This window comes from Pantoea sp. X-Soil-MYKO-1289 (genome assembly GCF_059730625.1).
The window spans coordinates 3,076,535-3,099,008 of sequence record NZ_AP036004.1; the positions used below are offsets into that span (position 1 = coordinate 3,076,535).

The following is a 22,474-nucleotide window of genomic DNA, read 5'->3' on the forward strand; positions in this document are numbered from 1 at the left end:
AGAAAGTGAGTAAAAGGCCGCTTATAAAGCGGCCTTTTATCTGTTAAAGCCGGCATTAAATCGCCTCTTCGTCCTCTTCGCCGGTACGAATACGCACCACGCGCGACACGTCGAAAACAAAAATCTTACCGTCGCCGATTTTACCGGTCTGCGCGGTTTTCATAATGGTTTCCACGCAGGTGTCGACGATATCGTCGCCGACCACCATTTCGATTTTCACCTTCGGCAGAAAATCGACCATATATTCCGCGCCGCGATAGAGCTCGGTGTGGCCTTTCTGACGACCAAAGCCTTTCACTTCAGAGACCGTCATCCCGGTGATGCCGACTTCGGCTAAGGCTTCGCGTACATCGTCGAGTTTGAATGGTTTGATAATCGCATCAATCTTTTTCATGTCAGACCCTTTTATCGCTCCCTCCGTGGCCGGATGGGGTGCTGTAAGTATAGACCCGCAGCCGCAGGCTACAGGCGCGTTGCCCGTAACGCACCCCGGCCGCCGGGGCATTCATCAACGCTCTCAGGCGCTTCATCGCGCCAGAAAGCTACTCTTTAAAATCGCTGGCGTCCAGTTCATGTCGGGACAGCAGCTTATAAAACTCGGTGCGATTGCGCCCGGCCAGCCGGGCGGCATTGGTGACATTGCCTTTGGTCATCTGCAACAGCTTACGCAGATAGTTCAGCTCAAACTGGTTTCGCGCCTCGACAAAGGTCGGCAATACGCTGTTTTCGCCGCTCAGCGCCTGCTCGACCAGCGCATCGCTGATCACCGGCGACGAGGTAAGCGCCACGCACTGCTCGATGACATTTACCAGCTGGCGCACGTTGCCCGGCCAGCTCGCCGTCATCAGCCGCTTCATCGCATCCACAGAAAAGCTGCGCACAAAGGGTTTATGCCGATCCGCCGCCTGACGCAGCAGATGACCGGCGAGCAGCGGAATATCTTCGGTGCGCTCGTGCAGCGCCGGCAGCTTAAGATTGACCACGTTGAGGCGGTAAAAGAGATCCTCGCGGAACTCTTTCTTCTCCATAGCCTTCGGCAGGTCGCGATGAGTGGCGGAGATAATGCGCACGTTAATGTCGATATCGTGATTGCTGCCGAGCGGACGGATTTTGCGCTCCTGCAGCACGCGCAGCAGCTTCACCTGCAGCGACGGCGGCATATCGCCGATTTCGTCCAGAAACAGCGTGCCCCCTTCCGCCGCCTGAAACAGCCCTTCGCGCGCGCTTACCGCGCCGGTAAAGGCGCCGCGCGCGTGACCGAACAGCTCCGATTCCAGCAGCTGCTCCGGCAGCGCGCCGCAGTTAATGGCGACAAAAGGTTTGCCCGCGCGCGGGCTGGCGGCGTGGATCGCCTGCGCCAGCACCTCTTTGCCGCTGCCGCTCTGGCCGTTGATCAAGACGCTAACGTCGGACTGCGCCACCATGTGCGCCTGCTCCAGCAGACGCAGCATAATCGGGCTGCGGGTGACGATCGCTTCGCGCCAGCGGTCGCCGCTGGCCGGCGCGCGCTGCGCCAGTGCGTCGTCGATCGCTTTATAGAGCGCGTCGCGATCTACCGGCTTGGTCAGGAAGCTGAATACCCCCTGCTGCGTGGCGGAGACGGCGTCGGGGATCGAGCCGTGCGCGGTGAGAATAATCACCGGCAGGCTGGGGTTACGCTTCTGGATTTCGCCGAACAGCGCCAGCCCGTCCATCTCATCCATACGCAAATCGCTGATGACGAGATCGATCTGCTCTTTCTGCAGCAGGCGTAGCGCTTCCGGCCCGCTGGCGGCGGTTGTGACCTGGTAACCCTCGCTGCTGAGGCGCATCCCCAGCAGCTTTAACAGGCTGGGATCGTCATCCACCAACAGCAGACGTGCGGATTGTCTGGCCATCAGGGCTCCTCATGTGGCGAGGTTTCCGGCGCATGGCCGCTTTCGGTGACGTCCGGCGCTTTACGCGAAGAGAGCTGACGTTCAATATCCGTCAGGCGCTCCAGCTTATGCTGGGTGTCGTTGAGGGTCTGGCGCATCTGCGTCTGCTGCTGACGCAGCGCGTCGAGCTGCGCATCGCTGCTCTGCTGCAAATGCGCGAAGCGCGAGCGCGTTTCGCTGAGATCGAGCTGCGCGACCTGATTGCCGCGCCACAGCTGAATCAGCGGACGCACCGCGCCGGGAAAGCGGCTGCTGTACGCATCCAGCGCGTCGACGTAATCGCGGCGCTCCAGCGGCGTGACGTTGCCGTTCGCCATCAGGATGCCGTTTTTAAAGGCGCGCGCCCAGCCTTCCACCGGCCAGCGATGCGCTTCGGCGCGCGCCTCTGCGGGTGAGAGGCGCTCGGCGCAGTCGATGGCGCGCAGCCAGTAGAGCGGATTCCCCGTTGCCGTCGCGCTTTCGTTGCGCCAGATGCTGGCGCAGTCGGTCGCCAGATAATCGGGAAGCCTGACATCCGGCTCGGCGACGACGGCGTCGCGATGCGCGGATGAAGCGGCCGGGGAGGCGCTGCAGCCGCTGAGCGAAAAGCTCAGCAGCGCAGTAAAAAGTGAGGCGAAGACGATATTCATCTGTCAGTGATTCCCGGCTGTGTGATTCAGTTCGATACGAAAACAAACGTCGGCATCTTTGCTGTCGATCAGCAGCAGATCCCCCTGCATGCGGCGCAGACAGTCTTTGGCGATGCTCAGTCCCAGCCCGCTGCCTTTAACCGGCCCTTTGCGCTGCAGACTCCCCTGGAAAAAGGGCTCGAATATCATTTCCCGTTCTTTAGCGGGAATCGGCGTGCCGCTGTTCGCGACTTCTATCCACACCTTGTTGCCGTGCAGCTCGCTGCGCAGCCAGATGCTACCGGATTCGACGCCATAGTTCACGGCGTTAGAGTATAAGTTGTCGATAACGCGCATCAGCAGCACAGGCTCCGCCAGACAGCTTTTCACCTGAAGATCGCACTGCACATGCATCTGCTTCGCGCGCGCCGGCAGCGCATGGGCGCTGACCACCATATCCACCAGCTCGCCGATATCCACCGTCTCCAGCGTCGTTGGCCCCTCCACCAGCTTGCGGTTGTAGTCAAGCAGTTGCTCAATCAGGCGCTGCAGGTGGCGGCTGCTGGCATCCAGGATCGCCACGACCTCTTTCTGGTCGCCGTTCAGCGCGCCCACCACCTCGTCCGCCAGCAGCTCCGTTCCCTCGCGCAGGCTGGCGAGCGGCGTCTTCAGCTCGTGGGAGAGATGGCGCAGGAATTCATGGCGCTGCGTTTCCAGCCATGCCAGCCGCTCGCTGAGCCAGACGATGCGCTGTCCCAAAGAGCGCAGCTCGCGCGGGCCGCGAAACGCCACGGTCGCGCCCAGCTCGCGTCCTTCGCCGAGCCGGTTGATCATGCGTTCGACGCTTTTCACCGGCCCGATAATCATGCGGGTGAACAGCAGCACCAGCGCCAGGCTGACGATAAACAGGATAAGCGCCTGCCAGCCGAAAAACTGGCCGCGATCGGCGATTTCGCGCTGCAGCTGCAGCCCGCGCGCGAATACCACTTCGCGCGTCTCCTGCACCAGCTGCGCGTTAACGGCGGAAAAGCGCTCCAGCGCCTGCGAGGCGGCGGCGACCGGGTTGCCGTTATCGCAATGGAGTTCGGCGAGCTGCGGCAGCATCGCGCGCAGCGTCTGAAACGCCGCCAGTGCAGGCAGGCTGGAGGCGTGAGAGTCGAGGATTTGGCTATAGCGCGCGCGCTGAGTCTCATAGAGGCGCGCCAGGGTGGCGTCGCCCAGCACGCAATATTGCCGGTAGCTGCGCTCCAGCTCCAGCGCGGTGCGCGCCATCGCTTCGCTGCGCCGCACGTCGGTGAAGGTATTGCGGTTGGTATCGGCGGCCTGATCGCTTAACGCCGATAAACTTTCCCAGGCCTGCCAGGCCAGCACCAGCAGCGGCAGCAGCACCAGCAAAAATGCCATCAGCACCAGCTGGCGCAACGATCGGGGAAATAAACGCCATCTTCTCACGCGGTCGCTTCCTGTTATAAACGCTGGGAGAATGCTAGCGAAGTCCGGCGGTGGAAGATAGAGCGGAAATGAAAACGGCAGGCCTTTCGGCCTGCCGTGAGAGCGACGCCGCAGCATCGCCTGAAAATAAGGTGGAGCCTAACTCAACGTTGCGCCCGATGCTTGATAACGTTGCAGAGCAAACGATTATCGGTTGGTGGACGGCAGGCTCCGTTTGGTGCGTCATTCAGTTTTTATGAGCTCTGCCGCCGTAGCGGGGCAATCATAAACAGGAGAATGAGCCACGTAGTAATATTAGCAAACTTCATGCCAGAAAAGAAATAACTTTCTTTTTCAGAGAGTTGCCAGACTGATGCTCGCTACCTGTCGCCTGAGGCACCGCCGCGCACGCCCTTCTGTCGCTAAAAACCAACACATCTATGCGCGGAATATTAATCGCTGATTTATCATCAGGATAAATGTCTCCTTTTAGAGACAGCAGAGAGGAGTAACTGTCGCCATTTGCCAACAGAAGTAAAAAAGGAGACATCGCTGTCTCCTTTTATTCTGTCGCGCGGGGTTAGCCCAGCTGTTTACGCGCGTTGCGGAAGATGCGCATCCATGGGCTATCTTCGCCCCACTCCGCCGGATGCCATGAGTTGCTTACCGTACGGAAAACGCGCTCCGGGTGCGGCATCATGATGGTCACGCGGCCGCTTTCATTGGTCACCGCCGTAATGCCGTTAGGCGAGCCGTTCGGGTTAGCCGGGTAGGTTTCGGTCACCTTGCCGTAGTTATCGACAAAGCGCAGCGCAACCAGTCCTTTGGACTCCAGCGCCGCCAGATGCGCACCGTCGCGTACTTCCACAAAGCCTTCGCCGTGAGAAACCGCAATCGGCATATGCGAACCAGCCATACCGTCCAGCAGTAGCGACGGGCTGGCGGCCACTTCCACCAGGCTGAAGCGCGCTTCGAAACGCTCCGACTGGTTGCGCACGAAGCGCGGCCAGAGTTCGCTGCCTGGGATCAGCTCGCGCAGGTTCGACATCATCTGACAGCCGTTGCACACGCCCAGCGCCAGCGTCTGCGGACGATGGAAGAAGTTCTCGAACGTATCGCGCACGCGGTTGTTGAACAGAATCGATTTTGCCCAGCCTTCGCCTGCGCCCAGCACGTCGCCGTAAGAGAAACCGCCGCACGCCACCAGCGCCTGGAACTCATCCAGACCGCGACGTCCCGCCAGCAGATCGCTCATATGCACGTCAACCGCCGTAAAGCCTGCGCGATGGAACGCCGCCGCCATTTCGACGTGGGAGTTGACGCCCTGCTCGCGCAGCACCGCGACGCGCGGACGCGCGCCGGTGGCGATCATCGGCGCGGCGACATCCTCTTCCGGATTGAACGTCAGATGGACGTTGAGGCCAGGATCGTTGTCATCCTTACGCGCTTCATGCTCCTGATCGGCGCAGATCGGGTTATCGCGCAGGCGCTGCATCTGCCAGCTGGTTTCGCCCCACCAGGTACGCAGCGTGGTGCGGCTTTCACTGAAGATCGCGCTGTCGCCGGAGCGAATCACAAAGCGGTCACCGCGCTGCGCGCTGCCGATAACATGACTGCACGCTGCGAGGCCCTGTTCCGCCAGCACCTTTTCCACCGCCGCGCGATCTTCGGCCTTGATCTGAATCACCGCGCCCAGCTCTTCGGTAAAGAGCGCGGCCAGCGCGTCGCTGCCCAGCGCGGCGATATCGACCTCGACGCCGCAGTGGCCGGTAAAGGCCATTTCCGCCAGCGTGACCAGCAGGCCGCCGTCTGAACGGTCGTGGTAAGCCAGCAGCTTCTGCTGCGCCACCAGCGTCTGAATCGCGTTAAAGAAGCCTGCCAGCTGCTGCGCATCGCGCACGTCGGCCGGCTTGTCGCCCAGCTGACGATAGACCTGCGAGAGCGCGGTGGCGCCCAGCGTGTTCGCGCCGTTGCCGAGATCGATCAGCAGCAGCAGGTTTTCGCCGTCCGCCTGCAGCTCAGGCGTGACGGTGCGGCGCACATCTTCCACGCGGGCGAAGGCGGTGATCACCAGCGACAGCGGCGACGTCATTTCGCGCTGTTCAATGCCTTCCTGCCAGCGGGTTTTCATCGACATCGAGTCTTTGCCGACCGGAATGGTGATGCCGAGCGCAGGACAGAGGGCTTCGCCTACCGCCTTGACCGCTTCGTAGAGGCCGGCATCTTCGCCAGGATGGCCTGCCGCCGCCATCCAGTTAGCGGAGAGCTTCACGCGCTTGAGATCGCCGATCTGCGTCGCCGCCAGGTTGGTCAGCGCTTCGCCCACGGCCAGACGGCCGGAGGCGGCGAAATCGAGCAGCGCAACCGGCGCGCGCTCGCCCAGCGCGAAGGCCTCGCCGTGATAGCTGTCGAGGCTGGCGGTGGTGACCGCGCAGTTCGCCACCGGAATCTGCCACGGACCGACCATCTGGTCGCGCGCCACCATGCCGGTGACGGTGCGGTCGCCGATGGTGACGAGGAAGGTTTTCTCCGCCACGGTCGGCAGATGCAGCACGCGGTTAACCGCGTCGCTAAGAGTAATACCGTCGCGCAGCAGCGGCTCACCTTTGGCCTGCTGCGTGACCACGTCGCGCGTCATCTTCGGCGTTTTGCCCAGCAGCACGTCCAGCGGCATATCGATCGGCGTGTTGTCGAAGTGGCTGTCGCTCAGGCTCAGGTGCTGCTCTTCGGTCGCTTCGCCGATCACCGCGTAAGGCGCGCGCTCGCGCTGGCAGAGCGCGTCGAACTGCGCCAGCTTCTCCGGCGCCACCGCCAGTACGTAACGCTCCTGCGACTCGTTGCACCACACTTCCAGCGGGCTCATGCCCGGCTCATCGTTCAGGATGTCGCGCAGGTTGAAACGGCCGCCGCGGCCGCCGTCGCTCACCAGCTCCGGCATGGCGTTGGAGAGACCGCCCGCGCCCACGTCGTGGATAAACAGAATCGGGTTCTCTTCGCCCATCTGCCAGCAGCGGTCGATCACCTCCTGACAGCGGCGCTCCATTTCCGGGTTGTCACGCTGTACGGAAGCGAAATCGAGATCGGCGTCGGACTGGCCTGACGCCATGGACGAGGCCGCGCCGCCGCCCAGGCCGATATTCATCGCCGGGCCGCCCAGCACGATCAGTTTCGCGCCCAGGGTAATTTCGCCTTTCTGCACGTGATCGGCGCGGATGTTGCCGATGCCGCCCGCCAGCATGATTGGCTTGTGGTAGCCGCGCAGCTCGACGCCGTTATGGCTGTTGACCCGCTCTTCATAGGTGCGGAAATAGCCGTTCAGCGCCGGACGTCCGAATTCGTTATTGAACGCCGCGCCGCCCAGCGGGCCTTCTGTCATGATGTCCAGCGCGCTGACGATGCGATCCGGCTTGCCGAAATTCTCTTCCCAGGGCTGCTCAAAGCCGGGAATGCGCAGGTTCGATACCGAGAAACCGACCAGGCCAGCTTTCGGCTTCGCGCCGCGTCCGGTGGCGCCTTCGTCGCGGATCTCGCCGCCGGAGCCGGTTGCGGCGCCGGGCCACGGCGAGATCGCCGTAGGATGGTTATGGGTTTCTACCTTCATCAGGATATGCGCCGCCTCCTGATGGTACTCATACTCGCCTTTTTGCGCGTCGGCGTAAAAGCGTCCCACTTCCGAGCCTTCCATGACCGCCGCGTTGTCTTTATAGGCTGACAGCACGTGGTCCGGCGTGGTCTCAAAGGTGTTTTTAATCATTTTGAACAGCGATTTCGGCTGTTTTTCGCCGTCGATAATCCAGTCGGCGTTGAAAATTTTATGACGGCAGTGCTCGGAGTTGGCCTGCGCGAACATATAGAGTTCGATGTCGTTCGGGTTGCGCCCCAGGCGCTGGAAAGCCGTCAGCAGATAGTCGATCTCGTCGTCCGCCAGCGCCAGCCCCAGCGTGCGGTTCGCCTCTTCCAGCGCCTGACGGCCGTTATTCAGCACGTCGACGCTTTTCAACGGCTGCGGCTCGTGATGCGCGAACAGCGCTTCCGCCTGCGACAGGTCGCTGAAAACCGTCTCCATCATGCGATCGTGCAGCAGCGCCTGAAGCGTCTGCCACTGCGCATCGGTGAGCTGCGGCGCCTGCACATAGAAGGCCAGACCGCGCTCCAGGCGGCGCACCTGCGGCAGATCGCAGTTGTGCGCGATATCGGTCGCTTTGGAAGACCAGGGCGAAATGGTGCCGGGACGCGGCGTCACCAGCAGCAGGCGGCCTTGCGGCGCATGTTCGGCGAGAGAAGGACCGTATTTCAGCAGGCGCTGCAGGCGCGCTTTTTCATCAGCGTTCAGCGGTGCGCTGACATCGGCAAAATGGACGTACTCGGCGTAAATGTCACTCACCGGCAGGTGAGCGTCCTGAAAGCGGGTCAGCAGTTTGTTTACACGAAATGCCGACAGGGCGGGCGAACCACGCAGAATTTCCATCATTTAATCTCTCGTCAGAGCGCCGTGCGACGCTTCAAGGGGCACAACAGCAGAAAACGGGCGGTATTATAGAGAAACACCCCGCTCGACGAAACCGTTTGCGCATAATTTCTCTGCCTGCGGAATTGCCTGAATTATGCACAAAACCTGCTTTATAAGTTGCTCTACGCTGCCGAGTTGCGCAAAATGCCCCTCGCTCTGGGAGTTCAAAAAAGATCAATACTGCCTTTAAAAGACAGAGGCCTTAGAGCCAGCGAGAGACAACTATTTGAAACGCCTAAAATTAAACTATCTGCTGATCGGTCTCGTCACCCTGCTGCTGGCGATGGCGTTATGGCCATCGATCCCGTGGTACGGTAACGGACAGGATGCGATTTCGCAGATAAAATCACGGGGAGTGCTGCGTATCAGTACCATCAATTCCCCGCTGACTTACTACACCATCAATAAAGCCCCGGCCGGCATGGATTACGAGCTGGCGAAGCGCTTTGCCGACTATTTGGGCGTTAAGCTCAAGGTCACGGTGCGCCCAAACCTCAGCGATCTGTTTGACGATCTCGACGACGGCAAGGCGGACCTGCTGGCAGCGGGCCTGATTTACAACGATGAAAGGCTGGCGCGCTATAAAACCGGGCCGAGCTACTACTCGGTCTCCCAGCAGCTGGTCTATCGCGTCGATAAGCCGCGCCCGAAGAATCTCGGCGATCTCAAAGGCGAGCTCAGGGTCGCTTCCGGCTCCGCCTATCTGTCGTCGCTGAAAACGGCGCGCGATAAGCAGTTTCCCGATCTCAACTGGGTGATCTCGACCGATCAGGGGCCGAAATCGCTGCTGGAGGCGGTCGCTGACGGCAAGCTCGATTACACCATCGGCGATTCCGTCACCATCGCCCTGCTGCAGCGCGTCCACCCGCAGCTGGCGGTGGCGTTCGACGTCACGGATGAAGAGCCGGTCACCTGGTATGTGCCGCACAGCGACGACAGCAGCCTGAACGCCGCGATGCTCGACTTCTTTAACTCAATGGGTGAAGAAGGCGTAATGGCGCGCCTGGAAGAGAAGTATCTCGGCCACGTCGGCACCTTCGACTATGTCGATACCCGCACCTTCCTGCGCGCCATCGACGTGACGCTGCCGGAGATCAAACCGCTGTTTGAGAAGTATGCGGCCAGTATCGACTGGCGGCTGCTGGCGGCGATCTCCTATCAGGAGTCGCACTGGAATCCGCTGGCGACCTCTCCGACCGGCGTGCGCGGCATGATGATGCTGACGCGCAACACCGCCGACAGCCTGAACGTCGAGGATCGCACCGACACCGAGCAGAGCATTCGCGGCGGCAGCCTCTATCTACAGCGCATGATGGAAAAGGTGCCCGCCACTATTCCTGAAGATGAGCGCATCTGGTTCGCGCTGGCGGCCTACAACATGGGCTACGCCCATATGCTGGATGCGCGCAAGCTCACGGCGAAACAGGGCGGCAATCCCGACAGCTGGGCCGACGTCAAGCTGCGGCTTCCGATGCTGAGCCAGAAACGCTACTATGCGCAGACGACCTACGGCTACGCGCGCGGACACGAAGCCTATAACTACGTCGAGAACATCCGTAAGTATCAACTGAGCCTGGTGGGATATTTGCAGGAGCAGGAGAAACGCCTGGCCCAGCAGGCGGCGCAAGAGGCGGAGCTGGGCAGAGGCTATCCGGCGGTGGCGCCGGAAATCGCCATGAATTAGGCAGCGTATGAAGCGCGGCGTCGACGCCGCGTTAGTCCGTTCCGCGCTGCGCCTGACGCAGCGCTTTTTTTTGCTCGCGCCGCATGCGGAAAAAGTCGCTCAGCATCGCCGCGCACTCCTCCGCCAGCACACCGCTCTGCAGCACCACCTGATGATTCATGCCGGGATGACCGAGCACGTCCATCAGCGAACCCGCCGCGCCGGTTTTCTCATCGCTGGCGCCATAGACCAGTCGCGCGATGCGGCTATGCACCATCGCGCCGGCGCACATCACGCAGGGCTCCAGCGTCACGTAGAGCGTGGTATCCAGCAGGCGATAGTTCTCCAGCACCTTGCCGCCCTGACGCAGCGCCATCATTTCGGCGTGCGCGGTCGGGTCGTGCTGGCCGATGGGCCGGTTCCACCCTTCACCGATAACGCGATCGCCCTGCACCAGCACCGCGCCGACCGGCACTTCGCCCTGTTCCCAGGCGATGCGCGCCAGCCGCAGCGCATGGCGCATCCAGTATTCGTCTTGAGATTGATTCACGCAGGCTCACTCCCGGCAGCAGCAAAGCGGCGCATTATAGCGATCCCGCGCGCAGAATCGAAGATGCAACCCTACTCCAGCTGCTGAAGTTCGCCGCGCGGCGTGACGCGCCAGCGGTGCTGGCAGAAAAAGAGCAGCGGGTTATCCTGCTTGCTGTCGCTGTAGCCGCTATAGAGCTGCAGCGGCGTGCCGATCTGCTCTTCGAGCTGAACCACTTTCTCATGGCCGAGGCAGCGCATGGCCAGCACGCGCCCGCCGAAGCCCCGCCGCATCTGGCTGGCGATCAGTTTGACGCGCGGCAAGAACGCCGAGTCGAAGTAGACCTGCTCCACCAGCGGCTGCGGCGAGCCGGTAATCAGCCAGACGTCGGCATCGTCGCTGCCCAGATAGTCGGTCAGGCGCTGCTGCACCACCGGAAAGGCGGTCACCCGCTGGCGAAACCACTGCGCAAAGGCCGCTTCGCGCCGCAGCAGCGTGCGCTCCGAGCGGCCAAAGGTGATCGACCAGAGCAGCAGGCTCATCGGCCAGCGCGCCGCGCGTCCTTTAATAAGCAGCCCCAGCCCGACCACCGGCAGCAGCGGCACCACCAGCAGCAAATTGAGCGGCTGACGCCAGAGCAAATAGCGCATAAAGGTGCCGAACATATCCTGCTGATGCAATGTGCCGTCCAGATCGAAAAACACCACGCGACGTTGTGTACCCTTGGTCAAAAAACGCTCCTTTCTGTTTTGTTCGCCCTGTGTTTCCTTATTGTAGCCATCAACCGCGGCAGCGGCGAAGAGGGCTATTTTTAATTCCCGTAGCTACAATGCCAGATGAATAGTTTATTCTTCAGCAGAGACAACCATCTTACGGCAGGCTACTTAAACGAGGACCAGGCATGAGCTCATTGCTGCGCATTCGTCAGCTCTATCCGCGTCTGGCGCTAAACGAGCGTCGGCTTGCGGACTTTCTGTTGTCACAGCCGGATCGGGCGCGCCATCTCAGCTCGCAGAAGCTGGCTGAAGAGTCGGGCGTTAGCCAGTCGAGCGTGGTGAAATTCGCGCAGAAGCTGGGCTACAAGGGCTTTCCGGCGCTTAAGCTGGCGCTGAGCGAGTCGCTGGCGGATCGCGACGCCATTACCGTGCATAACCACATTCTCAGCGACGACTCGCTGAAAACCGTGGGTGAGAAGCTGCTTACCGAGAAGCTCTCCGCGATTCGCGCCACGCTCGATATCAACAGCGAAGAGAAGCTGAACGCGACGCTGCACTTGCTGAAAAACGCCCAGCGCATCGTGCTGGTAGGCATCGGCGCCTCGGGACTGGTGGCGAAAGACTTTTCCTGGAAACTGATGAAGATCGGCATCAATGCGGTGGCGGAGCAGGATATGCACGCGCTGCTGGCCAGCGTGCAGGCGATGCGTCCCGGCGACGTGCTGCTGGCGATCTCCTATACCGGCGAGCGTAAAGAGATCAACCTGGCGGCGCAGGAAGCCGCGCAGATCGGCGCGTACGTGCTGGCCTTTACCGGCTTTACGCCCAACAGCCTGCAGCAGACCGCGACCCACTGTCTCTATACCGTAGCGGAAGAACAGAGCACGCGCAGCGCCGCCATCTCCTCGACCACGGCGCAGCTGGCGCTGACCGACCTGCTGTTTATGGCGCTGGTGCAGAACGATCCAGAGCGCGCCGCCAGCCATATCCGTCACAGCGAAGCGCTGGTGAAAAAGCTGAACTAGGCGGCGAACGCGAGTATAATGGCGCCGTTTTTAGCTGATCAGGTGAAATCATGGCGCTGCTGATTACCGCCAAATGCATTAATTGCGATATGTGCGAACCCGAATGCCCTAACCAGGCGATTAGCCTCGGCGCGGAGATCTACCAGATCGACGCCAGCCGCTGCACCGAGTGCGTCGGGCACTACGATGCGCCGACCTGCCAGAGCGTCTGCCCTATCGATAACACGATTGTTATCGATCCACAGCACATCGAATCGCGCGATGCGCTGTGGGAAAAGTTCGTGGTGCTACACCACTAATTTTCGATAATCACCGTTGCGCAGGCGTAGTGACGCTCATCCGCCAGCGTGACGTGGACCTGTCTGACGCCCAGCTTTTCCGCCACTTCGCTGGCGTGGTTGAAAAAGCGCAGTCCAGGCTTGCCCAGCTCATCGTTGTAAACTTCAAACTGATTGAACGCCAGCCCGCCGCGAATGCCGGTGCCGAAGGCCTTGGCCGCCGCTTCCTTGACGGCGAAGCGCTTAGCCAGAAAGCGCACCGGCTGCTGATGCCGCTGATATTGCTGCCACTCGGCTTCGCTCAGCACGCGCCGCGCCAGGCGGTCGCCGGAGCGCTCAATCACGCCGGCGATACGCTCGATTTCGACGATGTCGGTGCCCAGTCCGAGAATAGCCATCAGCGACGCGCTTCCCGCATCAGCAGCTTCATCTCTTTTACCGCGTCGGCCAGGCCGCTGAAGAGCGCGCGGCCGATAATGGCGTGGCCGATATTCAGCTCGTGCATCTCCGGCAGCGCGGCGATCGGCTGGACGTTATGGTAGGTCAGGCCGTGGCCGGCGTTGACCTTGAGGCCCAGGCTGGCGGCAAAGGTGGCGGCGTGACGGATGCGCGCCAGCTCAACCTCGCGCGGCAATCCTTCCGGCGCCTCGGCGTAGGCGCCGGTATGAATTTCGATATAGGGCGCGCCGCTGGCGACCGCCGCCTCAATCTGGCGATGGTCGGGGTCGATAAACAGCGAAACCTGGATGCCCGCGTCGCTCAGCTGCTTTACCGCGGCGTTGATTTTTTCCTGCTGGCCCGCCACGTCGAGGCCGCCTTCGGTGGTGACCTCTTCGCGCTTCTCCGGCACCAGACAAACGAAGTGCGGCTGGATATCGCAGGCGATGCCCACCATCTCGTCGGTAACCGCCATCTCCAGGTTCATGCGCGTCTGAATGGTGTCGCGCAGAATACGCACGTCGCGATCGGTGATATGGCGGCGATCTTCGCGCAGATGCACGGTGATGCCTTCCGCGCCCGCCTGCTCGGCGACGAAAGCCGCCTGCACCGGATCGGGATAGTGGGTGCCGCGCGCGTTGCGTACCGTGGCGATATGATCGATGTTGACCCCTAACAGCAACTCAGCCATGACAATCCTCAGCTTAACTATGTCGAAAAATCAGAGTGTACCGCGACGCGCGGCGCAGGCACAGCGCTCTACGAGCTGGCGGCATCGGGCCGCTTTTTCGGCACGAACTGGCGAAACAGCTCGGTGCTCTTTAAGGGTTTGCCGCCCAGGTAGGGTTTTAGCGCGATGCGGGTAAAGCGCTTGGCGGCGCGCAGCGTATCGGCATCGGGAAAATCGCGTTCCCACAGCGCGCGCAGCTGACGGCCGGTAAAGCTGCGCTGTCCGGCGACCAGACTGGCGATAAAGCCCTTCTCTTCACGATAGCTGTAGGTCATGTTGTCGGCGACCGGCTCGCCGCTGCCGGCGCAGTGCAGAAAGTCGACGCCGTAGCCGAGATGGCCGAGCAGCGCCAGCTCGAAACGACGCAGCGCCGGCTCAGGCGAGCTGTTGGCCGCCGCCAGCGTCTGCAGACAGTTCAGGTAGTCGAAGAAGAGTTCTGAGAAGGGAAATTCCTGCTCCAGCACGCGCGACACCAGCTCGTTGACGTAGAGGCCGCAGTAGAGCGTAATGCCGCTGAGCGGCAGCGCCAGCGACACCGCTTCGGCTTTGGTCAGGGTTTTGACCTCGCCGCGCCCGGTCCAGCGCACCAGCAGCGGCGTGAAGGGCTGCAGCGTGCCTTTCAGCTGCGAGCGGCGCGCGCGCGCGCCTTTCGCCAGCACCCTGACTCGCCCGTGGCTTTCGCTGAAGAGATCGAGCAGCAGGCTGGTTTCGCTGTAGGGGCGACTATGCAGCACAAAGGCGCGTTGCCAGCCTTCCATAGGGTCAGAGGTCGTCTACGTAGCCCAGGCTGCGCAGCGCACGTTCGTCGTCGGCCCAGCCCGATTTCACTTTGACCCAGAGTTCGAGATGCACTTTGGCTTCAAACATCTCTTCCATATCTTTACGCGCTTCAATGCCGATGGTTTTGATTTTGGCGCCTTTGTTGCCGATCACCATCTTCTTCTGCCCTTCGCGCTCGACGAGGATCAGGCCGTTGATATCGTAGCCGCCGCGATCGTTCGCCACGAACTGCTCGATTTCCACCGTTACGGAGTACGGCAGCTCGGCGCCGAGGAAGCGCATCAGCTTCTCGCGGATGATCTCCGACGCCATAAAGCGCTGCGAGCGGTCGGTGATGTAATCTTCCGGGAAGTGGTGGTCCGCCTGCGGCAGGCGCTTGCGCACGATCGCCGCAATCGTATCGACGTTTTTTCCGCTTTCGGCGGAGATCGGCACGATGTCGAGGAAGTTCATCTGCTGGCTGAGGAACTGCAGATGCGGCAGCAGGATGCTTTTATCCTGAATGTTGTCCACTTTGTTGATGGCCAGCACTACCGGCACTTTGTTGTCGCGCAGCTTGTTGAGCACCATCTCGTCGTCCGGCGTCCAGCGCGTGCCTTCGACCACGAAGATCACCAGCTCGACGTCGCCGATAGAGCTGCTGGCCGCGCGGTTCATCAGGCGGTTAATGGCGCGCTTCTCTTCCATGTGCAGCCCTGGCGTATCCACATAGATGGCCTGGTATTCGCCTTCGGTGTGGATGCCCATAATGCGGTGACGCGTGGTTTGCGGCTTACGCGAGGTGATCGACACCTTCTGACCCAGCAGCTGGTTCAGTAAGGTGGATTTGCCGACGTTGGGTCGGCCGACAATCGCGACAAAGCCGCAATAGGTATTCTGTTCGCTCATTCGAGTCCTGACTTTTTCAGCGCCTGTTCAGGCGCCGGGATGTTGCTATTCGAGACCAAGCTTAATTAGCGCCTGTTCGGCAGCAGCCTGTTCTGCTTTACGGCGGCTGGAGCCTACGCCCACCACCGGTTCAGCCATGCCACTCACCTGACAGTGAATGGTGAATTCCTGATCGTGGGCTTCGCCACGCACCTGCACCACCAGATAGGACGGCAGCGGCAGATGACGCCCCTGCAGATACTCCTGCAGGCGGGTTTTCGGATCTTTTTGTTTATCGCCCGGGCTAATCTGCTCGAGGCGCGACTGATACCAGTCAAGGATCAGCTTTTCCACCGTCTGGATATTGCTGTCGAGGAAGATGCCGCCGATCAGCGCCTCTACCGTATCCGCAAGGATGGATTCACGGCGAAATCCGCCGCTTTTCAGTTCGCCCGGCCCCAGACGCAAACATTCGCCGAGGTCAAACTCTCGCGCCATCTCCGCCAGCGTGTTGCCACGCACCAGCGTCGCGCGCATGCGGCTCATATCGCCCTCGTCGACGCGAGGAAAGCGATGATAGAGCGCATTGGCGATCACATAGCTGAGAATGGAATCGCCAAGAAATTCGAGACGCTCGTTGTGCTTACTGCTGGCGCTGCGGTGCGTTAGCGCCTGTTGCAAGAGTTCCGGATGAGTAAAAGTGTAGCCCAGTTTGCGCTGAAGCTTATTAATGAGGATGGGGTTCATGCGATTCCAGTTCTTTTGTGCGTCTGTGACTCTGCATACGAAACAGGGCTGGCTTTCCAACGCATTCTGTTTAGTGTGCAGTGGCCCCCCGCAGGAGGCCAACCGTTTTGCCCCTTTATCCGGGCCAGATGACTCAGTGAATGCCGCCGATACGACTCAGGCGTACGCCCGTCGGCCACTGACCTTCCTGCTTATCGAAGCTCATCCAGATGGCGACCGCTTTGCCGACCAGATTGCGTTCCGGGACAAAGCCCCAGTAGCGGCTGTCGGCGCTGTTGTCGCGGTTATCGCCCATCATGAAATATTGCCCCTGCGGCACGATCCAGGTCGCCTGCGGCTGGCCCGGCTGCTGATAATACATGCTCGCCTGACTCTGCGCTTCGTTTACCAGCAAAATATCGTGCGTGACGTTGCCCAGCGTCTCTTTACGTGTGCCGAGACGCAGTCCGCCGCGCATGGTTTCGCCCTGCGGCACCTGATAGAACCCGTTGCCCGCTTCATTGCCGTCAAAACCGCTGAAGGTCTGAATAAAGTTGCTCGGCTCGATATTGGTGTAGGTGATCGGCAGCGCGCTGGCGCAGCGCTGACCGGCGGCGCAGTTCGGGCTGACGGTCAGGGTTTTGCTGTAGGGATCGAACACCACTTTGTCGCCCGGCAGGCCGATCACGCGCTTGATGTAGTCCAGGCTCGGATCTTTCGGGTATTTAAATACCGCGATATCGCCGCGCTGCGGATGACCGGTCGGGATCAGCGTCGTCTGGGTGATAGGATCTTTGATGCCGTAGGCAAATTTCTCCACCAGAATAAAATCGCCGATCAGCAGCGTTGGCATCATGGAGCCGGACGGAATCTGGAATGGCTCATAGATAAACGAGCGCACCACGAACACCACCAGCAGCACCGGGAAGACCGACGCGGCAGTCTCTACCCAGCCAGGCTGCCCGTTGACTTTCGCCAGCGTTTTCTCGTCGAGGGTATGACCGGCCGCAGCCTGCGCTTCCGCTCGTTTAGCCCGGCGCGCCGGCGCCCATTTAACGCGATCGATACACCAGATAATGCCGGTAATCAGCGTCGCGAGCGCCAGAACCAGGGCGAACATATTAGCCATTGGGGATCCTTATTTGCTGTCCTTGCCGACATGCAGAATAGCGAGGAAGGCTTCCTGCGGCAGCTCAACGTTGCCGACCTGCTTCATGCGCTTCTTGCCATCTTTCTGCTTCTGCAACAGTTTCTTCTTACGGCTGACGTCGCCGCCGTAGCATTTGGCCAGCACGTTTTTACGCAGCTGCTTGACGGTTGAGCGAGCGATGATGTGGGTGCCGATCGCCGCCTGAATCGCAATGTCGAACTGCTGACGCGGGATAAGATCTTTCATCTTCTCAACCAGCTCGCGGCCGCGATACTGCGAATTGTCGCGGTGGGTAATCAGCGCCAGCGCATCGACGCGCTCGGCGTTGATCAGCACGTCGACGCGCACCATGTCGGAAGCCTGGAAACGCTTAAAGTTGTAATCCAGCGAGGCGTAACCGCGCGAGGTCGACTTCAGACGGTCAAAGAAGTCGAGCACCACTTCCGCCATCGGAATCTCATAGGTCAGCGCGACCTGGTTGCCGTGGTAGACCATGTTGGTCTGCACGCCGCGCTTCTCGATGCAGAGCGTAATGACGTTGCCCAGATACTCCTGCGGCAGCAGCATATGACACTCGGCGATCGGCTCGCGCAGCTCTTCGATATTGTTCAGCGGCGGCAGCTTAGAGGGGCTGTCGACGTAGATGATTTCGCCGCCGGTGGTCTCGACTTCGTACACTACGGTCGGCGCGGTGGTGATCAGATCGAGATCGTATTCGCGCTCCAGGCGCTCCTGGATGATCTCCATATGCAGCAGACCCAGGAAGCCGCAGCGGAAGCCGAAGCCGAGCGCGGTAGAACTTTCCGGCTCATAAAACAGCGAGGCGTCGTTCAGGCTCAGCTTGCCGAGCGCGTCGCGGAAGGCTTCGTAGTCGTCGGAGCTGACCGGGAACAGGCCGGCATAGACCTGCGGCTTCACTTTTTTGAAGCCTGGCAGCGCTTTATCCGCCGGATTGCGCGACAGCGTCAGGGTATCGCCCACCGGCGCGCCAAGAATATCTTTGATGGCGCAGACCAGCCAGCCCACTTCGCCGCAGTTCAGCTGCGTGCGGTCCACCTGCTTCGGCGTGAAGATGCCGAGGCGATCGGCGTTGTACACCTGGCCGGTGCTCATCACTTTGACTTTGTCGCCTTTGCGCAGCGTGCCGTTTTTCACGCGGATCAGCGAGACCACGCCAAGGTAGTTATCGAACCAGGAGTCGATAATCAGCGCCTGCAGCGGACCTTCCGGATCGCCTTCCGGCGGCGGAATATCGCGCACCAGACGCTCCAGCACCTCCGGCACGCCGACGCCGGTTTTCGCCGAGCAGCGCACCGCATCGGTGGCGTCGATGCCGACGATATCTTCAATCTCCTGCGCCGCGCGTTCCGGATCGGCGGCAGGCAGATCGATTTTATTCAGAACCGGCACAACTTCCAGATCCATCTCAATCGCGGTATAGCAGTTCGCCAGGGTCTGCGCTTCTACGCCCTGTCCTGCGTCCACCACCAGCAGCGCGCCTTCGCAGGCCGCCAGCGAGCGCGACACTTCATAGGAGAAGTCGACGTGCCCTGGGGTGTCGATGAAATTGAGCTGGTAAGTTTCGCCGTTGAGCGCTTTGTAATCGAGCGTCACGCTCTGCGCTTTGATAGTAATGCCGCGCTCGCGCTCCAGGTCCATCGAGTCGAGAACCTGCGCCGCCATCTCGCGATCGGTCAGGCCGCCACAGATTTGAATCAGGCGGTCAGAGAGCGTCGATTTACCATGGTCAATGTGCGCGATGATGGAGAAGTTTCTTATGTGCTTCATTTATATGAATATCTTCACGTAGAAAAACAGTTGAGAACCTGAGCACAGACACATTCAGGAAGATCGCTCTTTACCTACAATCCTGTCAGCCTCATTAATGACGACGCATATTACACTGTTAAGGCCGCGCATAAAAGAATGGAACGTTGCGGAATCACAACACTTTTTGGCGAGAAACAGGCGCTAAAAGGCCGCGATATACGCGGCCTGCAGAGGATTAGGCTTCGCTTTCCACCCGCAGGGCGTCAGGCGGCAGCGCCACGTTCAGAATGACGGGCTGAAAAGCAGCGCGATCGCCGACTTTCAGCGACACGCCTTTAGCGACGATAAAGCCGCCGATGCCGCCGAGCAGCGCGCCGCAGGCCGCCGCCAGATCGCTGTGAAACAGCGCCTGGAACAGACCCGCCAGCAGAAACAGCCCAAACAGCGGCGTCATATAGACCAGCAGCGCCGAACCGAGCAGGCTGCTCTCTTTGATGCCAAGCTCGATGCGCTGACCGGGCTGAAGCGGCGTGGCGCTGGCGATTTCCATCACGTGAGCGTCTTTCGGCCCCAGTTTGTTCAGCATGTGGCTGCCGCAGCCTTTACGCGCCGAGCAGCTGTTGCAGGAGGTTTTCGCCTCTGTATGCAGCGTGGCGATGCCGTCACGCCATGCCACCACCGTGGCCCACTCTCTCATCATCGTTGCGACCCCAAATCGATACTGTCCGCTATGCGTTTTGCCGTGGCAGGAGGCAGTTCGCCCACCACGGTGATTTCGCTATTATTGCGCACTTCGGTCTGCACCGTACGACGTCCTGTGCGCAATGTCTGGGTGACGCTGCTTTTGTCGGCCGGAGTCAGATTGATGGCGAAGCTGAACAGGCCGTCGCTGTACAGACGCGATTCAACGGTTTTATTCATCGCCGGAATATCGCGTCGGCTCTGGGACACCAGCTTCATGCCCGCGGGCACCCAGGCTGGCTGCCAGCTGAGCGTCACCTTCTCCCCTTCCGGCACCGAAAGCGACGGCGGCAGATTGGCCTTTTGCAGCCCCTGCATAAGATTGCGCACGCCTTCGTCGACCGCGAAGCTAATCACGCGGAACTGCTCCAGCGTTTCGCCGTCGCGATCCAGCAGATCGATGCGCAGCGGCAGCTTAGTGTCCACATCGAGCCACACCACATAGCTGTAGCGCGTGCCGTCGCGCGAGACGATGCGAATCACCTCGCACAGCTGATCGGCGATGCGCGAACGCCCTACCGGGATAAAATCCCACGCGCTGGCGAGCTGGGCGAAATCAGCGAAGATAGGCGACGGCAAGGCGTCGATAATGTTTTGACCGGGCAGAGAGAAAGGATCGAGGCCGGGTTCGAAATAGCTGATATCGCCGCCGCGCTGGATGACCTCGCGGCGCGGGCCGTCCATCTGCAGCAGCTGCGCATAGACGCGATTATCGATCACCGCGTGACGATAACGCAGCGACTCGATGCCGATGCGCGAGACGTTGATATAAGCGAATTCGTAGTTGAGGTTCTGGCTTGCCTGCTCCATCTGCTGTAACAACGCCCCGGACGCAGATGTCTGCGCCGGGGCGGTAGATGACCAAAGCAGGCTGCCTGCCAGCAGGCTAACGGCGCACCAAAGCTGCTTCATTACTGCTGTTGCGTACCTAAGGACTGGTTGCCGGGAACGTTCGCCTGCGCCTGCTGCGGCGCGTTGGTTTCGAACTGCAGACGATCGGAATGCAGACGGCGCTGCAGCTCGTAATCCTGCAGCATCGCGTTAACGCGACGGCGCTGCTCCTGAACCTGCTGGCTGGAGCCGCTGGTGTCGAAGGCGTCAGACGGCACGCCCAGGCTGACCGGCGACGCCTTGCCCATCATCGGCAGCGTGTTGAACACCGGCGAATCAGACGGTTCTGCCGTGGTGCCGCTCGGCTGGTTATAGTGCTGTACGCCCACAATAACCGCCAGCGATACGCACGCCGCTACGCCAACCTGAGTCAGCTGCGCTGCCCAGGGACGCATTTTGCGCCAGAAAGGCATCTTCGCAACGCTGGCCGGTTCGGGCTGAGATTCGACAATCAGCGGCGTAACTTTACGAGCCGGCTCTTGTTCAAGGGCCGCCGCAACGCGCGCGGAGATATCGAAGTGCAGCACATCGCCTACATCGCCGCGCATGGTGTCGCGGATAAGATGATAGCTAGTCCAGCGCTGTTGCAGCTCTGCATCCTGAGATAGTGCTGACAGCAGCGCGTTATCGAGCGCCTCGCCATCCATCAAAGCGGAAAGTTGTTCTTTCTGCATGCCTAAGTACCCTTCCAGTAGCCGTTATCACTGACGTTGGATAAGCGGTTGAACTTTATTATCAATGGCCTCTCGCGCACGGAAGATACGTGAACGCACCGTACCGACCGGGCAATCCATGATGGCGGCGATCTCTTCGTAGCTCAGTCCGTCCAGCTCCCTGAGCGTGATTGCCATACGCAGATCTTCAGGGAGTGCCTCAATGGTGCGAAAGACGATTTGTTTCAGTTCATCTGACAACATTAAGTTCTCAGGGTTCGAAATTTCTTTTAACGCGCCAGCACTTTCGAAATTTTCCGCATCGATCGCATCCACATCGCTGGATGGCGGGCGACGCCCCTGAGCAACCAGATAATTTTTTGCGGTATTGACCGCGATACGATAAAGCCAGGTGTAGAACGCGCTGTCGCCGCGAAAGGATTCCAGCGCGCGATACGCTTTGATAAAGGACTCCTGCACGACATCAGGCACGTCCCCCGACGGGACGTAGCGGGAAACCAGGCTCGCCACTTTATGCTGGTAGCGAATAACCAGGAGGTTAAATGACTTCTGATCTCCCTTCTGCACCCGCTCTACGAGTACCTGATCCGTTAACTGCTCGCTCATCCGAGGTAATGTCTCCCCAAATACTTTTAAATGCGTAAAGGAACTGCCAGCACATCTTCATGGTTCTGAGCAAGCATGCGCTTAGAGTAGTGGTGCGGCAAAAAGTTCACTTAACGCGCTGATGATGACTCTTCCGGAGGCGCTGTCATTTGTTTTTCATTCTCAAGACAGTGTAATCCAGACTGCGGCTATCAACGCAGAATCGCAGGCAGAGTACCCTATGACAGAGGCTTTTTCATCTTTAAATCCTGGCTTCACCCCAGGTTTTATATAAAAAACGGGTTTTCGCCAGGCTTTTGGCTAATTTGCCAATTTCACTGCTTTCTGCCGGTTAATTGATCTAAACGGGCAGCCTCCGCGTTTAAAATACTTCACAACCCGGCGTGAAACGCCTATTCTCAAGCCACCCTTGTTTAGTAAATTAA

At 60.2% G+C, this 22,474-nt stretch carries 22 protein-coding genes; 3 read left to right on the forward strand and 19 right to left on the reverse strand.

Annotated features, from left to right (window positions below):
- Positions 1 to 55 precede the first annotated feature (55 nt).
- The 6 genes from glnB to purL all read right to left on the reverse strand — a co-directional run bounded on the left by glnB (position 56) and on the right by purL (position 8,426).
- Complete coding sequence (gene glnB, locus AC6I7Z_RS14790; RefSeq protein ID WP_033753971.1) at positions 56 to 394, reverse strand: nitrogen regulatory protein P-II; 339 nt, start codon at positions 392 to 394, stop codon at positions 56 to 58.
- Positions 395 to 542: 148 nt separating this feature from the next.
- A complete protein-coding gene (glrR, locus tag AC6I7Z_RS14795; protein ID WP_497814775.1) occupies positions 543 to 1,877 on the reverse strand; it encodes a two-component system response regulator GlrR in 1,335 nt (444 codons plus the stop codon).
- Complete coding sequence (gene qseG, locus AC6I7Z_RS14800; protein ID WP_497814776.1) at positions 1,877 to 2,545, reverse strand: two-component system QseEF-associated lipoprotein QseG; 669 nt, start codon at positions 2,543 to 2,545, stop codon at positions 1,877 to 1,879. Before qseG ends, glrR begins: the two co-directional genes overlap by 1 nt.
- Before the next feature lie 3 nt (positions 2,546 to 2,548).
- Positions 2,549 to 3,976, reverse strand: a complete 1,428-nt coding sequence (locus tag AC6I7Z_RS14805) for a sensor histidine kinase (protein WP_497814777.1) — start codon at positions 3,974 to 3,976, stop codon at positions 2,549 to 2,551.
- Between the two features lie 304 nt (positions 3,977 to 4,280).
- Complete coding sequence (locus AC6I7Z_RS14810) at positions 4,281 to 4,505, reverse strand: hypothetical protein (protein WP_497814778.1); 225 nt, start codon at positions 4,503 to 4,505, stop codon at positions 4,281 to 4,283.
- A 30-nt stretch (positions 4,506 to 4,535) separates the two neighbouring features.
- On the reverse strand, positions 4,536 to 8,426 hold the full coding sequence (purL, locus tag AC6I7Z_RS14815) for a phosphoribosylformylglycinamidine synthase (RefSeq protein ID WP_497814779.1): 3,891 nt from the start codon (positions 8,424 to 8,426) through the stop codon (positions 4,536 to 4,538).
- 265 nt (positions 8,427 to 8,691) lie between these two features.
- Between purL and mltF the strand changes: the two genes are divergently transcribed.
- A complete protein-coding gene (gene mltF, locus AC6I7Z_RS14820) occupies positions 8,692 to 10,149 on the forward strand; it encodes a membrane-bound lytic murein transglycosylase MltF (RefSeq protein WP_497814780.1) in 1,458 nt (485 codons plus the stop codon).
- Positions 10,150 to 10,180: 31 nt separating this feature from the next.
- On the opposite strand, the gene tadA is transcribed toward mltF, so the two are convergent.
- Both tadA and yfhb read right to left on the reverse strand, forming a co-directional pair.
- A complete protein-coding gene (tadA, locus tag AC6I7Z_RS14825; protein WP_084885909.1) occupies positions 10,181 to 10,678 on the reverse strand; it encodes a tRNA adenosine(34) deaminase TadA in 498 nt (165 codons plus the stop codon).
- A 71-nt stretch (positions 10,679 to 10,749) separates the two neighbouring features.
- Positions 10,750 to 11,388, reverse strand: a complete 639-nt coding sequence (gene yfhb, locus AC6I7Z_RS14830) for a phosphatidylglycerophosphatase C (protein ID WP_033753991.1) — start codon at positions 11,386 to 11,388, stop codon at positions 10,750 to 10,752.
- Positions 11,389 to 11,558: 170 nt separating this feature from the next.
- Here yfhb and AC6I7Z_RS14835 point away from each other — a divergent pair, with 170 nt between their 5' ends.
- The gene (locus tag AC6I7Z_RS14835; protein ID WP_497814781.1) at positions 11,559 to 12,398 is read left to right on the forward strand and encodes a MurR/RpiR family transcriptional regulator; all 840 of its coding nucleotides are present in this window, start codon (positions 11,559 to 11,561) and stop codon (positions 12,396 to 12,398) included.
- Between the two features lie 50 nt (positions 12,399 to 12,448).
- On the forward strand, positions 12,449 to 12,697 hold the full coding sequence (locus AC6I7Z_RS14840; RefSeq protein ID WP_497814782.1) for a YfhL family 4Fe-4S dicluster ferredoxin: 249 nt from the start codon (positions 12,449 to 12,451) through the stop codon (positions 12,695 to 12,697).
- Here AC6I7Z_RS14840 and acpS read toward each other — a convergent pair.
- The 11 genes from acpS to rpoE all read right to left on the reverse strand — a co-directional run bounded on the left by acpS (position 12,694) and on the right by rpoE (position 22,049).
- Positions 12,694 to 13,074 (reverse strand): holo-ACP synthase, encoded by a 381-nt coding sequence (acpS, locus tag AC6I7Z_RS14845; RefSeq protein WP_033754000.1) that lies wholly within the window; start codon positions 13,072 to 13,074, stop codon positions 12,694 to 12,696. The genes AC6I7Z_RS14840 and acpS overlap by 4 nt on opposite strands.
- The gene (gene pdxJ / locus AC6I7Z_RS14850) at positions 13,074 to 13,805 is read right to left on the reverse strand and encodes a pyridoxine 5'-phosphate synthase (RefSeq protein ID WP_497814783.1); all 732 of its coding nucleotides are present in this window, start codon (positions 13,803 to 13,805) and stop codon (positions 13,074 to 13,076) included. Before pdxJ ends, acpS begins: the two co-directional genes overlap by 1 nt.
- A gap of 68 nt (positions 13,806 to 13,873) precedes the next feature.
- Positions 13,874 to 14,602 (reverse strand): DNA repair protein RecO, encoded by a 729-nt coding sequence (gene recO / locus AC6I7Z_RS14855; RefSeq protein ID WP_497814784.1) that lies wholly within the window; start codon positions 14,600 to 14,602, stop codon positions 13,874 to 13,876.
- A gap of 4 nt (positions 14,603 to 14,606) precedes the next feature.
- The gene (gene era / locus AC6I7Z_RS14860) at positions 14,607 to 15,512 is read right to left on the reverse strand and encodes a GTPase Era (RefSeq protein ID WP_033791871.1); all 906 of its coding nucleotides are present in this window, start codon (positions 15,510 to 15,512) and stop codon (positions 14,607 to 14,609) included.
- A gap of 45 nt (positions 15,513 to 15,557) precedes the next feature.
- Positions 15,558 to 16,238, reverse strand: coding sequence for a ribonuclease III (rnc, locus tag AC6I7Z_RS14865; protein WP_033754012.1), 681 nt, complete (start codon positions 16,236 to 16,238; stop codon positions 15,558 to 15,560).
- Between the two features lie 133 nt (positions 16,239 to 16,371).
- Positions 16,372 to 17,346 carry a signal peptidase I gene (lepB, locus tag AC6I7Z_RS14870; RefSeq protein WP_497814785.1) on the reverse strand — a complete coding sequence of 325 codons (975 nt, stop codon included), beginning with the start codon at positions 17,344 to 17,346 and terminating at the stop codon, positions 16,372 to 16,374.
- Between the two features lie 9 nt (positions 17,347 to 17,355).
- The gene (gene lepA / locus AC6I7Z_RS14875) at positions 17,356 to 19,155 is read right to left on the reverse strand and encodes a translation elongation factor 4 (RefSeq protein ID WP_497814786.1); all 1,800 of its coding nucleotides are present in this window, start codon (positions 19,153 to 19,155) and stop codon (positions 17,356 to 17,358) included.
- Positions 19,156 to 19,372: 217 nt separating this feature from the next.
- A complete protein-coding gene (gene rseC / locus AC6I7Z_RS14880) occupies positions 19,373 to 19,837 on the reverse strand; it encodes a SoxR-reducing system protein RseC (protein WP_497814787.1) in 465 nt (154 codons plus the stop codon).
- Positions 19,834 to 20,790, reverse strand: coding sequence for a sigma-E factor regulatory protein RseB (gene rseB, locus AC6I7Z_RS14885; protein ID WP_497814788.1), 957 nt, complete (start codon positions 20,788 to 20,790; stop codon positions 19,834 to 19,836). Before rseB ends, rseC begins: the two co-directional genes overlap by 4 nt.
- A complete protein-coding gene (gene rseA, locus AC6I7Z_RS14890; RefSeq protein WP_048786755.1) occupies positions 20,790 to 21,443 on the reverse strand; it encodes an anti-sigma-E factor RseA in 654 nt (217 codons plus the stop codon). Before rseA ends, rseB begins: the two co-directional genes overlap by 1 nt.
- A gap of 27 nt (positions 21,444 to 21,470) precedes the next feature.
- Positions 21,471 to 22,049 (reverse strand): RNA polymerase sigma factor RpoE, encoded by a 579-nt coding sequence (gene rpoE, locus AC6I7Z_RS14895; protein ID WP_010617748.1) that lies wholly within the window; start codon positions 22,047 to 22,049, stop codon positions 21,471 to 21,473.
- Between the last annotated feature and the right edge of the window lie 425 nt (positions 22,050 to 22,474).